This is a genomic window from Bacillus sp. ILBB4, from assembly GCF_035064545.1.
Classification (GTDB): domain Bacteria; phylum Bacillota; class Bacilli; order Bacillales; family Bacillaceae_H; genus Priestia.
Genome location: NZ_JAIQVD010000005.1, coordinates 276,514 through 291,269, shown reverse-complemented (window position 1 = coordinate 291,269; position 14,756 = coordinate 276,514). Strand labels below are relative to the sequence as shown.

At 38.3% G+C, this 14,756-nt stretch carries 13 protein-coding genes and 1 pseudogene; 5 read left to right on the top strand and 9 right to left on the bottom strand.

The window, feature by feature from the left end; all coding sequences use genetic code 11:
• Positions 1–7: 7 nt before the first annotated feature.
• Both LAV82_RS22335 and LAV82_RS22330 read right to left on the bottom strand, forming a co-directional pair.
• Positions 8–1,057, bottom strand: a complete 1,050-nt coding sequence (locus tag LAV82_RS22335) for a FecCD family ABC transporter permease (protein WP_499716902.1) — start codon at positions 1,055–1,057, stop codon at positions 8–10.
• Entirely contained in the window at positions 1,054–2,058 is a 1,005-nt protein-coding gene (locus LAV82_RS22330; RefSeq protein ID WP_013059666.1) for a FecCD family ABC transporter permease, read from the bottom strand. The genes LAV82_RS22335 and LAV82_RS22330 overlap by 4 nt, the downstream gene beginning before the upstream one ends.
• Positions 2,059–2,237: 179 nt before the next feature.
• Between LAV82_RS22330 and LAV82_RS22325 the strand changes: the two genes are divergently transcribed.
• Positions 2,238–3,224, top strand: coding sequence for an ABC transporter substrate-binding protein (locus LAV82_RS22325; RefSeq protein WP_081252119.1), 987 nt, complete (start codon positions 2,238–2,240; stop codon positions 3,222–3,224).
• A 111-nt stretch (positions 3,225–3,335) separates the two neighbouring features.
• On the top strand, positions 3,336–3,509 hold the full coding sequence (locus LAV82_RS22320; protein ID WP_013085357.1) for a YozQ family protein: 174 nt from the start codon (positions 3,336–3,338) through the stop codon (positions 3,507–3,509).
• A gap of 33 nt (positions 3,510–3,542) precedes the next feature.
• On the opposite strand, the gene LAV82_RS22315 is transcribed toward LAV82_RS22320, so the two are convergent.
• Together LAV82_RS22315 and LAV82_RS22310 are read right to left on the bottom strand one after the other, a co-directional pair.
• Entirely contained in the window at positions 3,543–3,680 is a 138-nt protein-coding gene (locus LAV82_RS22315; protein ID WP_014457868.1) for a hypothetical protein, read from the bottom strand.
• A 36-nt stretch (positions 3,681–3,716) separates the two neighbouring features.
• The gene (locus LAV82_RS22310; RefSeq protein WP_013059669.1) at positions 3,717–6,827 is read right to left on the bottom strand and encodes an efflux RND transporter permease subunit; all 3,111 of its coding nucleotides are present in this window, start codon (positions 6,825–6,827) and stop codon (positions 3,717–3,719) included.
• A 269-nt stretch (positions 6,828–7,096) separates the two neighbouring features.
• Between LAV82_RS22310 and LAV82_RS22305 the strand changes: the two genes are divergently transcribed.
• Positions 7,097–7,969: a TetR/AcrR family transcriptional regulator gene (locus tag LAV82_RS22305; RefSeq protein ID WP_029319268.1), complete on the top strand. Its 873-nt coding sequence runs from the start codon at positions 7,097–7,099 to the stop codon at positions 7,967–7,969.
• Positions 7,970–7,993: 24 nt separating this feature from the next.
• Here the strand turns inward: LAV82_RS22305 and LAV82_RS22300 are convergent, their stop codons facing one another.
• Positions 7,994–8,578, bottom strand: coding sequence for a DUF502 domain-containing protein (locus LAV82_RS22300; RefSeq protein WP_328254193.1), 585 nt, complete (start codon positions 8,576–8,578; stop codon positions 7,994–7,996).
• 344 nt (positions 8,579–8,922) lie between these two features.
• Between LAV82_RS22300 and LAV82_RS22295 the strand changes: the two are divergent.
• Both LAV82_RS22295 and LAV82_RS22290 read left to right on the top strand, forming a co-directional pair.
• A pseudogene (locus LAV82_RS22295) lies at positions 8,923–9,081 on the top strand (SDR family oxidoreductase); the annotation flags it as partial.
• A 129-nt stretch (positions 9,082–9,210) separates the two neighbouring features.
• Positions 9,211–10,413 (top strand): MFS transporter, encoded by a 1,203-nt coding sequence (locus tag LAV82_RS22290; protein WP_499716901.1) that lies wholly within the window; start codon positions 9,211–9,213, stop codon positions 10,411–10,413.
• 191 nt (positions 10,414–10,604) lie between these two features.
• Here LAV82_RS22290 and LAV82_RS22285 read toward each other — a convergent pair whose 3' ends face one another.
• The 4 genes from LAV82_RS22285 to LAV82_RS22270 all read right to left on the bottom strand — a co-directional run bounded on the left by LAV82_RS22285 (position 10,605) and on the right by LAV82_RS22270 (position 14,727).
• Complete coding sequence (locus tag LAV82_RS22285) at positions 10,605–11,231, bottom strand: FMN-dependent NADH-azoreductase (protein ID WP_013059674.1); 627 nt, start codon at positions 11,229–11,231, stop codon at positions 10,605–10,607.
• 142 nt (positions 11,232–11,373) lie between these two features.
• Entirely contained in the window at positions 11,374–12,729 is a 1,356-nt protein-coding gene (locus LAV82_RS22280) for a sensor histidine kinase (RefSeq protein ID WP_013059675.1), read from the bottom strand.
• Positions 12,707–13,432, bottom strand: coding sequence for a response regulator transcription factor (locus LAV82_RS22275; protein ID WP_013059676.1), 726 nt, complete (start codon positions 13,430–13,432; stop codon positions 12,707–12,709). The genes LAV82_RS22280 and LAV82_RS22275 overlap by 23 nt, the downstream gene beginning before the upstream one ends.
• Positions 13,433–13,590: 158 nt before the next feature.
• Positions 13,591–14,727 (bottom strand): MGDG synthase family glycosyltransferase, encoded by a 1,137-nt coding sequence (locus tag LAV82_RS22270; protein ID WP_223269017.1) that lies wholly within the window; start codon positions 14,725–14,727, stop codon positions 13,591–13,593.
• Positions 14,728–14,756 lie beyond the last annotated feature (29 nt).

Genomic DNA, 14,756 nt, shown 5'->3' with positions numbered 1-14,756 from the left:
AAGAATGCTATACGTTTCTTTGTTTGTATAGTAAATAAATGAAGTACGGTGCGCCAATTGCAGCTGTAAATACACCTGCTGGCACTTCGATTGGCAAGAAAAATGTTCGGCCAATTAAATCTGCTGCTGTGATTAAAATCGCTCCGATTAGTGCCGATAGCGGTATTAAAGCTCCGAATGAAGAACCTACCAGCTTTCGGGCAATATGTGGAGCAAGCAATCCTACAAAGCTAATTCCGCCGGCAAATGCAACGGCGCTTCCTGTTAAAGCTGTACTCATCAGCAATAGTGCCAAACGATTTTTTTGAACGCGACTTCCAACGCTAGTCGCAATTTCTTCACCTAATTCTTGAACATTTAAATTTCGAATCATTAAAATCGTGATTATAACTAGCCCTATTGTAACAGGAACTAGTATGGAAACACTGGCCCAATTTGAGCCATACACCGTTCCTGTGATCCAAATATTTGCCTGACTGGCGCGATAGATAGGACCCATAATCATAAACAGCGTGGTCATAGCTTTCGTTAACGCTGTTAATCCAATTCCTATTAATACTAGTGTAATAGGAGAGACGCCATTTTTCCAGGCAAACACATAAAGTAAAAGCGCCACTGCCACTGCACCTAAAAATGCGCTAACAGGCATCCAATTAATACTTACGGTTAACGAGTTGCTTTTATCACTAAATAGTGTCAAAAATAACACTACACCGACTGACGCTCCTCCTGTTAATCCAATTAAGTCTGGTGAAGCAAGCGGATTTCTCACAAGCCCCTGCAAGATAGCGCCTGCAATAGCTAGGCAAATACCGGCACAAATGGCAACAATAATGCGTGGAAGTCTGAAAGATGTAACAACTAATCGTTCAAACTCCAATCCATGACCCGCTAAAATTTTAATCACACGAAGTGGATTAATAAATAAGTCACCCGTACCTGCACTCAATAAAAAGAGAGCAACAAGTGCAGCTGAAAATCCAATAATGATCAGAGCTGCTTTTATGTTAACCAAAAATGAAATTCTCTTTAAGCGAAGAGATAAGTATGTTTTCATGACGCCTTTGCCCCTTTCCTTGCCATATAGATAAAGAAAGGTGTACCAATAACAGCAGTCATGACTCCAACAGGGATTTCTTGAGGCATAATGACATACCTGGCCGCAACATCGGCTAATAAAATTAAGATCCCGCCGGCAACCGCGCTATAGGGAAATACCCAACGATAATCTTGTCCTACAATTGCTCTTACAACATGAGGAACAATAATTCCGACAAAGCTGATCGGACCGGCTACTGCAACGGCTCCACCAGCTAAAATGGCAATAATGATGCCGCTTATAATTTTGACAAGAGCCGTTCTTTGACCTAATCCTTTAGCTACATCTTCACCAATCGTTAAAATATTAATTTTTGAAGCGATAAAAAACGTGACAATGATTGCTGGTACTATATAAGGCAGTATGCCATACAGCATTTCCACCTTGCGTCCTTGCACAGATCCAGCCAGCCAAAAGAGAACTTGATCAAGTGAAGATTCATCCACAGCCAGCAGTCCTTGTGTTAAAGAAGAGAAAAAGGCTGCAATAGCCGCTCCTGCGAGCGTCAATTTAATAGGCGTTAATCCTTCTTTTCCGATGGACCCAAGAAAATAGACAACCACTACGGTTAATGCCGCTCCTACAAATGCAATCCATGTAAAAGCTTGAAGTGAATTGACCGAAAAAATCATCACTGCAACAACAATAAAAAAGCTGGCCCCAGCGTTCACACCAATAATATCCGGTGAAGCAAGTGGGTTTTTCGTTAACGCCTGCATCATTGCTCCTGCAATTCCTAAACAAATACCTACCACAGCACCGATTATAGCGCGCGGCAATCGAATATTTTGAATAACTATGTGCTCATTCGAACCGTTAAACGCTTGAAAAGCTTCAAATGCTGTCTTGATACTTGTATCTGTGTATCCGAGTACGATACTTAATCCAATACAGATTAAAAGCAGCATGATTCCAATGATGAGCCCCATTACTTTCATTTGAACACTGCGTAGCATCATTTTCATTGCTCTCCTCTAAGATGATTCCTATATATATCTAACCTTTAGTTTAGGAAACATTGAAAAAAGTGTCAATGATTTTGAGAATCATTTTCAATTTTTAATTGACACCGCTTAAAAGTTAGAATATTATCTTAATTGTTAATGAAAATCATTATCACTTAAGAGGGGGAAGAGATGTGAATACATATTCTAAAGGCAAGTTGTCATATTTGTTATCCATTCTTACCATTATGACACTGCTTGTGCTGGCAGCCTGCGGTAATTCAAACAGCGCTGACGGCGATAAAAAAGAAAAAACGGAAGGTTCTGGCGAAACTTATACAGTAAAGCACGCAATGGATAAAACAGAGATTAAAGGAACACCTAAACGAGTGGTCGTTTTAACAAACGAAGGTACTGAAGCTCTTCTTGCAATGGGTGTAAAGCCTGTGGGTGCTGTTCAATCATGGTTAGGAAATCCGTGGTATGACCATATTAAAGGTCAGATGAAAGGCGTTAAAAGTGTAGGTACAGAAAGCGAGCCAAGCTTAGAAGCAATCGCAGCTTTAAAACCTGACTTGATTATCGGAAATAAAATGCGCCAAGAAAAAGTATACGATCAGCTGAGTCAAATTGCTCCGACTGTCTTCTCTGAAGAACTGCGCGGAGACTGGAAATCAAACTTTAAGCTATATGCAAAAGCTGTAAATAAAGAAGAAAAAGGTAAAGAAGTATTAGCGGACTACGACAATCGCGTAGCTGATTTAAAGAAACGTCTGGGTAATCAGTTAAAACAAAAAATCTCAGTTGTACGCTTTACAGCTGGAGACGTTCGTATCTATCATAAAGATTCGTTCTCAGGCGTTATTTTAGATCAGCTTGGCTTTGCTCGCCCTGAATCTCAAGACAAAAATGATTTTGCTGAAATGAATGCAACAAAAGAACGCATTCCGGCAATGGACGGCGATCAGCTATTCTACTTCTCTTATGAAACGGGAGACGGCGAAGCAACAAAGCTTGAAAAAGAATGGATAAACGATCCGCTTTTCAAAAAGTTAAAAGTAGCTCAAGAAGACCATGTTCATAAAGTAGATGATGCTACTTGGAATACAGCAGGCGGTGTGTTAGCAGCTAATATCGTACTTGATGATATTGAAAAAATCTTCTTAGATAAAAAACAATAATAATATGAAAGAAAGAGCTTCGACGAATCGAAGCTCTTTTTGCATGTATAATGTATTTCCTTTCATCGCACACTAACCGTGGTCTCACTTTATTAAATAGGAGTGGTGAAAATGAATTCAAAAAAACAGCCTAAAAAGCAGCCTGATACAAATGAAATGGCTGACCGTCAGTTCGAAACAGAAGATTATAACCGACAAGATGCACTCTCACAAGGTCTAGCAGAAACACATGAGCAAGTAAGCGATGCCTATCAAGAAGGATCATTTGAAGATACAGATCGTTAATAAAAAAAGAGCTGACTCTAAGTCAGCTCTTTTTTATTTTGAATGCTGCCATGCCGTTTTAGGCAGTGACATGGACATCCACTGCTGGCGCTTTGATTTATCAATCGTTACTTTCTTTGCTTTAATTCCTTGTTGAATCAGCTGTTTCATTAGTTTATCAATTGACTTCATCGCTATTCACCTCAAAAGCGGAAATTTGTTTCACTTCTATTTTTTTACTTTTTTGCGCTTAAACTTCATAAAAAACTCATAGACAATTGGAACGATAATGAGCGTAAGCAGCGTAGAACTTGTTAGTCCTCCGATTACCGTAACCCCTAGCCCTTTTGAAATAAGGCCTCCACCTTCAAATCCAAAAGCTAATGGAAGCAGTGCACCAATCGTTGCAATAGCTGTCATTAAGATCGGGCGAAGACGTGTCATTCCAGCTTCTAGTAACGCTTCACGCGTCGACAGACCCTCTTGCTCTTTATGAATCACGCGGTCAATCAGCACAATTGCATTTGTTACCACAATTCCAATCAGCATAAGAGCTCCAATCATCGAAGATATGCTGATCGTTTCTCCAGAGATTAAAAGCGCCACTAGTGCACCGATGAGTGTAAATGGAAGTGAGAATAAGATAGCAAATGGTGCTAGCCCTCCACCAAATGTCAGTACTAGTACGAAGTACACGATACCGATGGCTGCGAGCATAGCAATTCCTAATTGACTAAATGAGTCATTAATTTGCTCTGATGCTCCGCCAAAGTTAATATCCATATCACTTGGCAAATCAATTTTCTTCACTTCTTTTTGGACGTTAGAAGAAACGCCGCCTACATCGTCACTCTTAATATCGGCACTTACCTCTGCATAAATTTTATTATCACGGCGAGTTACCGTATTCGATGTTTTACCTTTTTTAATATCGACAACTTCATTTAATGTAACTTCCTGTCCAGTTTGAGAGGTCACTTTTGTGCTTGAAAGTTCGGCAAAAGTAGAGAAATCCTCTTTTTCTTTTGGAAGGTATACGTTAATTTCGTTTCCGTCTTTTTGGATAGTCGTTAATACTTCACGCTGTCCAAGGTTCGAAATTTGCATGCCGATTTGACTAGCAGACAAGCCCAGTTCAGCGGCTTTCTTTTGATTCGGTACTAGCGTATATTCATCAAACGTATCTGAAAGCGTAGAATCGACATTTTTCAGTTCTTTATGCTTTTCTAAAACATGCTGAACTTTATCAGCATAAGGTTTGATTTCATCTAAGCTATCTCCGTAAATAAGGACGTTTAATGAATTATTGCTGCCGCTAGACGCCGTATTCATTGAGCCCCATTCACCTTGATTCGCTTGTTTATTAAGAGCTTTTAATACTTTATCCTGCTCTTTATCAAAGTTTTGTGTATCCTCGTCATATTGCACAAATGTTAAAACGTTATTTTTGCTTCCCGGATTAAAAGAGTTACCTTCACCGAACGAATACTGAACCGTTTTGACACCATCTCGCTTCATCAAGTACGCTTCTGCGCGATTTGCTGCTTTTTCTACGTCGCTTTGAGACTGTCCGGCTTTCGGTGTATACGTAAGCGTCAGCGTTTTTTCTTGATCGGATGATAAGAAGCTCACGCCAATAGAAGGAACTAAGAATAAACTTCCTACTAACAGTAGTACGGCTAACCCAAAGGAAATAAGCTTATGGTTTAGCGTCCAGTTCAAAATTCGCTTATATCCGTGCGCTAGTTTGCTTGGTTTTTCTTCTTTTACTTTTACATTTGTTTTAAATAACGAATGAGCAAGCATTGGCACGAGTGTTACCGCTACTAGCAGTGATGCTAACAGTGCAAAAACAACGGTTAACGCAAACGGTAAGAATAGCTCTCCTACCGGTCCTTCTACTAGACCTAACGGTAAGAATACGGCCACGGTTACGATTGTAGAAGAGAAAATTGGAACAAACATCTCTTTCGTCGCCGCGACAATTAAATCTTTTCCTTTAAGCTTTTCTTCCTGATAAGCCATGCGGCGGTAAATATTTTCAATAACGACAATGGAATCATCTACAACCCTTCCGATGGCTACAGTCATCGCTCCAAGCGTCATAATATTTAAAGAGATATCCATTGATTTGAGCGCCAAAATGGCGATTAATAACGAAAGCGGAATCGAAATAACGGCAATAATCGTTGAACGAATATCACGTAAAAATAAAAGAATAATAATAACCGCAAAGACCGCACCGATAATAGCTTTATTTAGCATCGTATGAACAGAATCTTCAATCGGTTTACCTTGATCAAAAATATTGTCAACGTGAAGGTCTTTATTTTTCTTTTCTAGGCTATTCATTTTTTCTTTAATATCATTTACAACATTTACTGTGTTCGCATCCTTCGCTTTGACAACTTGTACAGCAATTGAAGGTTTTCCGTTCGTGCGAGAAATAGATTCTGCTTTCCCCGTCACTTTAATATCCGCAATTTCTTTTAATTTCACAGTTGGAATAGAAGCTGCGGACGGCGCCTGCTGCACGGCTCCTTGTGTCTGCTGCTGGCTCATTCCTTGTTGCTGATCTTGAGCAGCTCCTTGACTAGGAACAGCTGGAATCTCTAAGTTTTCCAAATCTTTTTCTGCTGTCATCTTTCCGTCTACCACAACAGATTTTTGAGATCCATCCATCGTATACGTACCAGCCGGCACTTTTGCATCAGATGCTTGGATAAGCTTTTTCACCGTATCTTCATCGAGTCCCAGCTGCTTGAGCTTGTCTTGTTTGAATACAAGTTCTGCTTCTTCAACTTGTTCTCCTGACACACTGACCGAAGAAATCCCTTGCACTTTTTCAACTTGTGGAACAACGGTATTTTTTACATACTTCGTTAATTCTTCTAATGATTTTTTATCATCTGAAACGCTTAATGAAATAATCGGAAAATCACTAATGCTTTGTCTTGAAACATTTGGTTCCTCTACATCATCTGGCAGATCTACGTTTGAAAGAGCTCGTCTAACTTCGTCTTCTGCCTTCTCCATATCTTTACTAAAGCTATATTCAACTTGAATAGTAGCCATATTTTCATAAGAAGATGAGCTAACTGTCTCAACGCCGCTCAGTCCCTGAAGCTTTTGTTCAATCGGCTTACTCACCTTATCTGCCACTTGTTCCGGAGTGGCTCCCGGATAAGTTGCAGTGACTGTTACAACAGGCGTTGAAATATCAGGAATGGTCTCTAGTTTCATATTAAACCCTGAATACAGCCCTGCAATAATGACAAAGAGTGTTAACAGCCATACTGCAAATTTATTTTTCAATGAAAATTTAATAAACTTCCCCAATGCATATCCTCCTTCAAATATATGTATACTAATAAAATTGACTGATTGGTCACAACAACTTAAAATATAAATGACTAACCGGTCAGTGTCAACCCTAAGCAGGCTCTCTCCTAACATGTTCATAATAAAGACATATTTACGATAAATCGTTTTTTAAAGGAACTGACTCCCGGTTTTAACTTTGATATATACCTTTATCTTTTTTAGTGTATGATACTATTATCTAACGAAATGAATGGCTAAATTGTTCAATAAAGGAGGTAGAATACATGAAAGAAAAAGAAAAGAGAATAATTGAAGCTTCGATTAAGCTTTTTGCCAAAAAAGGATTTAATGCTACCTCTGTGCAAGAAATTGTAGATGAATGCAACATTTCAAAAGGTGCATTTTACCTGCACTTCAAATCTAAGGATGCACTTTTATTATCAATTCTAAACTTTTACTATGAAAAGCTCTTTAGCTCTGTTTATGCTCTCGACGAGGAAGTAAACGATGCCCGCAGCCGCTATATGAATCAGCTCATCTATTTCTATGAATTTATTACGGAGCACAGAGATTTTATTATCATGCAAATTCGTGAAAAATCTATTCCATTTAACAAAGAAGTGGAGACCTTTGTTCATAAAATGCAACGAGAAACGTTTTACTTTCATCGTAAAAGCCTCGTTAGCGTATATGGAGAAGACGTAACTCCTTATATCTCGGATTTAACGAAAATGATTGAAGGTATTCATCATTCCTTTTTAGAAATTATTATCTTCAATCAATTCGAGCTTACCTTTAAAGAAGTAGCACAGTACATAATGGACCGAGTTGATGTATTAGTAGAAGATTTATTAGCTAGAAAACCTCGTCCCCTTATTCCCGCTTCTTTTGGTGAAGATATATATGGAAAGGAACGAACGACTTTTCTAAGTAAAAATGAGCAGGTAAAACAAGCTCTTGAGGAAATTAAACATCTGCTAGACACCAGCGATCATATTTCTGATGAGTACGCAGACAGCTTTCACATTTTACAAACGGAGCTAAAAAAAGATAAGCCTACCGCTGCTATTGTAAAAGGCATGGTTGGAAATTTAACGGAACTTAAATCGTTGGAAGAACCGCTTAATCTTTTAACAGCCTTACTTCAACAAAAATAACAGAAGGCTTCAACAAGCCTTCTGTTATTTTTCTGCTTTTGAACTAGATATTCCCCCAGATAACACGAACTTCATTGCTTCTTCCGGCTTAATATCTAACCATTCAATTTCTTCTTTTGGAATCAAAAAAGTAAAACCAGCTACTTGAAAAGTTTGTGGAACATAGACGGCGAAATGGTCTTTTAACGAGTGAATCACCTCTTCTACTTCTTCAGAGGTCACAAACCCTATGACTTTCATTGACGTGCCGGGCATCGTCACTAAAACTACTTTTGAAAAGGACTTTTTCTCTCCAAGAAAAGATTGAAACGTATCTTTAATGACGGTATATAGCGTTTTAACAAGCGGTATTCTTTCTAACAATCGGTCAATTAAGTTAATGATTTTCCCTGCAAAAAAACGAGTGGATAACCATCCTAAGAACGTAATTAAGACAAGAGTCGCTAAGATCCCAACCCCCGGTATATAATCCTGCTTCATATAGGGCTTCAATACGTTTCCTAAAATGCTGTCTAAAAAATTAAACACTCTTACCAAAATATAAATAACAAGGATAATAGGGACAATCGTTAAGAGTCCGTTAATAAAACTTTTTATGATTGCTTTCATGCAAACACCTCATTTTTTCTGACATACTGCTGTTCATTATACAATGGATTTGTTTTGCTGCGTCTCTTTATTTCTATTCACATATGTATAAACTAGCAACGTTTTATCAAAATAATAGATGGGTACATGAACATACATACTTATATATTTATTTTTTCGGAGGGATACAATTGGGACGTTTAGAATCAAAAATTGCTGTTATTACAGGGTCAAGCTCTGGTATAGGAAAAGCAACCGCTGAAGGTGAAGCATACGCCTACTATATCGATGTAACTGAAGAAGAAAAAGTAAAAGAGTTCGCAGCGGAAATTGAAAAGAAATTTGGAAAAGCTTATGAATGGGTTAATCCGATGGGCCGTCTAGGCAAGCCGGAAGAAGTAGCAGGTGCGGTATTATTTTTAGCATCCGATGATATCTCATATGTAACAGGTGATTGCATTACTGTAGACGGCGGTCATATGGCGTATACATGGCCTGGAAAAATGCTGTACGATAAAATGTAAGAATAAAATTAGCTCTATACAATTAGGTATAGAGCTTTTCCGTTTGAATTTTTTCTTTAAAATAGACGTGACATTATGTCAAGACAGGTGTAAACTTAAAGCAAAATTCTTTGCTTCTAGGAGGAAGACATGAAAACAAAACAATTATCAGAACGTCAGCTTCTTGGCATCGCAGGGCTCGGATGGCTCTTCGATGCAATGGATGTTGGCATTTTGTCTTTTATCATTGCAGCTCTTCACGCTGAATGGGGACTTTCCCCTACTGAAATGAGTTGGATAGGCAGCGTTAACTCGATCGGAATGGCGGTTGGAGCTCTGGTGTTCGGGTTGCTGGCTGATCGAATTGGGCGAAAAACCGTTTTTATTGTAACACTTGTTCTTTTTTCAGTGGCAAGCGGCCTTTCGGCTCTTACTACTACCCTTGCTGCTTTTTTAGTATTTCGATTTTTAATTGGAATGGGTTTAGGAGGAGAGCTGCCTGTTGCTTCTACACTTGTTTCTGAGACCGTGGCGCCGGAAAAACGCGGTAAAGTGGTCGTCTTGTTAGAAAGTTTTTGGGCGTTCGGCTGGCTACTGGCAGCGCTTATTTCTTACTTTGTAATCCCAGCTTACGGGTGGCAGCTAGCGCTTATCCTAACGGCTATTCCAGCGTTTTATGCCATTTATTTGCGCATTAAACTGCCCGATTCTCCTCAGTTTGTGGAAGCCACAAAAGAAAAGAAACCGTCGATTGCGGACAATGTAAGAAGCGTGTGGTCTAAGCCTTATCGTCAATCTACCATTATGCTGTGGGTTCTATGGTTTTGCGTTGTATTTTCATATTACGGCATGTTTTTATGGTTACCTAGCGTCATGGTCATTAAAGGTTTTAGCTTGATCAAAAGCTTTGAATACGTATTGATTATGACATTAGCTCAACTGCCTGGCTATTATACGGCTGCGTGGTTTATTGAACGCATGGGCCGAAAATTCGTATTGGTCACATATCTGTTAGGTACGGCTTCCAGCGCATATATCTTCGGAAATGCGGAGTCACTTTGGCTGCTGCTAACAGCAGGTATGCTGTTGTCTTTCTTCAACTTAGGTGCTTGGGGTGCTTTATACGCGTATACACCTGAGCAATATCCGACATCTATCCGAGGCACAGGAGCTGGAATGGCTGCTTCTTTTGGACGAATTGGAGGAATTTTAGGACCGCTGTTAGTTGGATATATGTCAACGCAAGGTACGTCTTTAACCGTTACGTTCTCAATCTTTTGTGGAGCTATTTTAATCGGTGTTGGTTCGGTTGTTTTTCTAGGAAAAGAAACTAAACAAAAGCAGCTCGCATAAAAAAGACGCTCTTTTAGAGCGTCTTTTTTTGCTTATTATTTATTTCCTACTAAACCTTCTTTATTTACCTCCACTTTGATATCATAATGAGCAGCTATTTCTAATCTCGTTTTACCGGTTATATTTTTAAAAGTATACAATAGAAATATAAAGAAGCCAGACTTTGTAAGCCTGGCTTTTACTACTGTTATTTAAAATGTTTTGGCTGCTTGTACTGCTTGTTCTAGGCCGCTTTTAATAATTTGTTGAGCACGATCTGGAAATTGATTATGCCCTTCAATAATAACAGAGTTCACCTTTGTGATGCCAAAGAATTGAAGTATGCTGCTGACATATTTAACGGCCATTTCGACAGCGGCTGACGGACCTTCTGAATATACTCCACCTCGTGCATTTAATAACATCACCTTTTTATCGCCTAGTAATCCCACAGGACCTTCTGGCGTATACTTAAACGTTTTGCCTGCTTGATTTAAATAATCAAAGTACGTATGAAGCACGGCCGGCACAGTAAAATTCCAAAGCGGAAAAGCAATGACAATTTTATCAGCTTTCACAAATTGTTCTAAGTAATGATTCGCAATTTCTGCTGCTTTATTTTCCGCTGCTGTCACTTCTAATCCTCTTGCTAATTTAAACTGACCGTTTATCATGTCTGCATCTAAATAAGGAAGTTCTTCTTTGAACAGATTCAATTCTATTATTTCTTCACCTGGATGCGATTGTTTGTAGCTTTCTAAAAACGCATCATATAGTTTCACGCTTACGGCTTCACTTGTCGATCTGTCATTTGCTTTTATAAAAAGAGTATAACTCATACTAAAACCTCCACTGATTGTTGATACTCTTATCTTATTCGCTTTTTTCTTGCATTTCGAACGACTTTGTAATGAAATACCTTCATACTTTAGTCGGAGAAAAATCATATAATCACGCAAAAGCCGCCTAACGGCGGCTTTCTCAGTTTGTAGATGAAATGGGAAGATGAATAACAACTTCCGTGCCTTGTTCTTCTTCACTTTTAATAAAAATCTCGCCCTTGTGCTGACGGACAATAGTTTGTGCAATCGATAGTCCAAGCCCCGTTCCTCCCGTAGCTCTGCTTCTAGCTTTATCAACTCGATAGAAGCGTTCAAAAATATGTGCAAGATCTTCTTTTGGAATGCCAATTCCATAGTCTTTTACTTTGATAATGACATCTTCCTGCTCTTTTTCAACGGTCACTTCAATTTTATCCGTACTGTATTTAATTGCATTATCAAGCAAAATAATCAACACTTGCTTCATTTTCAGTTCATCCACTTCAATCATAATGGGCGTTTGATCATAATGAAGAACTAATTCTCTTTTGTATACCTGCTGCAGCTGCTTAACGATTTGTTCAAAAATAAGAACAAGATCTGTTTGCTTCATATCAAGCGTTTGTTCTTTTTCCACACTTGCCAGATCAAGCAGCGTTTCAATCATTTTTTGCATTTTGGTTGCTTCCGCATAGATGGTGTCGATCGCATCCAGCGTAATTTCTTCATTTTTAATCCCTCTTCTTCTTAATAAATTAGAATAACTGCGAATAACGGTTAGAGGGGTTTTTAATTCATGAGAAGCATCGGAAACAAACTGGTTTTGCTTTTCAATATTTTCTCGCAAGCGGTCAATCATATGATTAAAGGTAACGGTCATACCCTGCAGTTCATCTCTCGTTTCCGTTTGAATGAGGACTTTTTTAGGAACACCGCTCTCTTCAATCTCTTTCATCGTTGTGACCATATTTTTAATAGGATGCATAATGACGCGTGATAACCATCTTCCTCCTAAAAGCGACAGTAAAATGGACACAAGCGAACAAAAAATCAAAATTGATAGCAAAATATCCTTACGGGTTTCAAAACCAGTCAGGAGCTCACCAATTTCCAGCGTTTCAACGACTTGATTATTGACTTTGACAGGCATGCGAATAACCAATACTTGCTTTTCTCTGATTTTGCGAAGCTTCACCTTTTTTTTCTTTGAAAATTCGGGCTTAATTTTCACCAGATGAGGATCATTTGATACTTGGTTAATGACCGTAGAATTTTCTGAGACTGTTCGGATAAATGAATGGTTGGTCAAATAAAATTTTAGTAACTCTGGCGAGAGCTCCACGGAATGATCTTGTTGACCTTTTTGAATAATCTCGCGTGCTTTTTCGAATAAAATGTCCTGTTCCATATTCACCGTAGATTTAGTAAAGGAGAAAAAAACAACGATGTTCATGATTAATAAAATAACCACTAGCCATGCTGTTGTCAGCAAATTAATCTTCGTCGTGATCTTCATGTTTCTCCTCTTTCATCATATATCCTACGCCCCGCACCGTATGAATGAGAGAAGTAGAAAAACCTTCATCTACTTTTTTTCTTAAGTGGCGAATATACACATCAATTACGTTTGTTTCTCCTTCATATTCATAGCCCCAAACGTTTGTGAGAATTCCTTCTCTCGTGACAATTTTATTTTTGTTCGTAAGCAAATACACGACTAAATCATACTCTTTCGGTGTCAACGTAATGGATTCATTGTTTCTTAGGACTTCCCTTGTTTCAAGATTAATGGTCAAATCACTGATCGTTAAGAGCTCCGCTTCAGCTTCTTTCGTTCCTGATGCTTCTACGAGCGAACGATAGCGAATACAAGAGCGAACCCGTGCTAACAGTTCTTCAATTTCAAACGGTTTTGTAACATAATCATTAGCTCCTTGGTCTAAGCCCATTACCTTATCCAGCGTCGTATTTCTGGCAGTTAATAAAATAACTGGCGTAAATACTTCCGCTTTCCGAAGTCTTCTTAACACCTCAATACCGCTCAGACTTGGAAGCATCACGTCTAGCAAAATGAGGTCATATTGAGCCGATGTTGCCGTCTCTAACCCCGCTTTCCCGTCGTACTCAACATCTACTTCATAATCTTCAAATTCCAATTCAATCTTTAACACTTTCGCAATTTGCGCTTCATCTTCCACAATTAAAATTTTCTCTTTCATGTTATACACCTCTCACCACATGTCTTAAGTGAAAGAATAGCTTCTTTAGATAAAAAAACAACACCTTTTTCAAAAGATGTTTGTTTTTTTATCTAAACCCTACTTTTTCAACATACTTGTCTTTTAGCTTATCCTTATTGTTTGTAAACATGAATGTTTTACGCATGAAGACCAATCGTTTGCTTTTCACCTAAAATCCAATTGACTACTGCTAAAAGTTCTTCAGGCGTTTGTGCTTCGATTTCTTTATGGTAAGCAGCAATCGCGTTATATAATGTGCTCATTTTATCAGCATCCTGCAGCACTGCCTGCAGCTGACTTTCTAACGATTGATCCGCCTTTAGTTCTTGAACTAAGTTTCGTTCTGTTAAATAGCGTAAATTCACTTCTTCTTGACCTGGTAAAGCAGAATGAACAAAAATCGGTAAATTCTTGCGAAGAGCTTCACTGACCGTTATACCACCTGGCTTTGTTACAATAGCATCCACTCGTTCATACAGTTCATTCATTTCTGTGCGTGATGAAATGTACGGAATTGGTGTAACGTGCTGTAATTCCCATCCCTTGATTTCTTCATATAACTTTTGATTTTTGCCGCATAAGACAAAGTAATGAAAATGGCGCGCATCTTTTAAATCATTGTAGAAATCCATAATATTGCCTAAGCCGCTGCTGCCTCCAGCAATTAAAATATTTCGGTTACCAGGATGCTTAAATGTTCTTGTTTTTGTTATTTCTTCATGTACCGGTATTCCTGTGACCATCATATTTTGAAGTGGAATTTCACTTTGAGCACGAAGTCCTTTTTTTACTTCTTCACTAGGGAGAAAGTGAAAATCAATCTCTTCTTTTCCCCATAAATTATTAATAAAGAAATCCGTGTAGACATTTATAATAGGTACATCGCACTTGCCTTTTGCTTTTAATTGACTGAGCAAATAAGAAGGAAACCCATGTGTGCATATAATTAAATCCGGATTTTCTTCTTTAACTAAGTGCTCCATTTTTTTTGCGAATACGTGATGATACCATTTGAATGAATGAACAGGCGGTTCATAAAAGAGATGTTTGTATGCCATATTGTACGTTTCTGGAGCATAACGAATCCATTTCAAATATGTGCCTGTGACCACTTTTTCTAATAGTTCGTTTGTATAGCTTAATAAATCTATTTTTTTATAACAAATATTTGTTGTTCTTCTTTCCAATATATCCATTAACGCCTCTGCCACTTGATGATGGCCAGAAGGCATTTTTAGAAGAGGTAAAAATAAAACCTTTTTCAACTGTTTCATCTCCTATTCTAAAAGCAGTTTCTTCCTCT

What these genes read in the sequence shown, in the direction of transcription:
- LAV82_RS22300 (WP_328254193.1), bottom strand. Translation starts at nt 8,578, where the DNA reads ATGAAAGCAATCATAAAAAGTTTTATTAACGGACTCTTAACGATTGTC.
- LAV82_RS22330 (WP_013059666.1), bottom strand. Translation starts at nt 2,058, where the DNA reads ATGATGCTACGCAGTGTTCAAATGAAAGTAATGGGGCTCATCATTGGA.
- LAV82_RS22315 (WP_014457868.1), bottom strand. Translation starts at nt 3,680, where the DNA reads ATGAAGTCAATTGATAAACTAATGAAACAGCTGATTCAACAAGGAATT.
- LAV82_RS22335 (WP_499716902.1), bottom strand. Translation starts at nt 1,057, where the DNA reads ATGAAAACATACTTATCTCTTCGCTTAAAGAGAATTTCATTTTTGGTT.
- LAV82_RS22285 (WP_013059674.1), bottom strand. Translation starts at nt 11,231, where the DNA reads ATGAGTTATACTCTTTTTATAAAAGCAAATGACAGATCGACAAGTGAA.
- LAV82_RS22320 (WP_013085357.1), top strand. Translation starts at nt 3,336, where the DNA reads ATGAATTCAAAAAAACAGCCTAAAAAGCAGCCTGATACAAATGAAATG.
- LAV82_RS22280 (WP_013059675.1), bottom strand. Translation starts at nt 12,729, where the DNA reads ATGAAGATCACGACGAAGATTAATTTGCTGACAACAGCATGGCTAGTG.
- LAV82_RS22275 (WP_013059676.1), bottom strand. Translation starts at nt 13,432, where the DNA reads ATGAAAGAGAAAATTTTAATTGTGGAAGATGAAGCGCAAATTGCGAAA.
- LAV82_RS22270 (WP_223269017.1), bottom strand. Translation starts at nt 14,727, where the DNA reads ATGAAACAGTTGAAAAAGGTTTTATTTTTACCTCTTCTAAAAATGCCT.
- LAV82_RS22305 (WP_029319268.1), top strand. Translation starts at nt 7,097, where the DNA reads ATGAAAGAAAAAGAAAAGAGAATAATTGAAGCTTCGATTAAGCTTTTT.
- LAV82_RS22290 (WP_499716901.1), top strand. Translation starts at nt 9,211, where the DNA reads ATGAAAACAAAACAATTATCAGAACGTCAGCTTCTTGGCATCGCAGGG.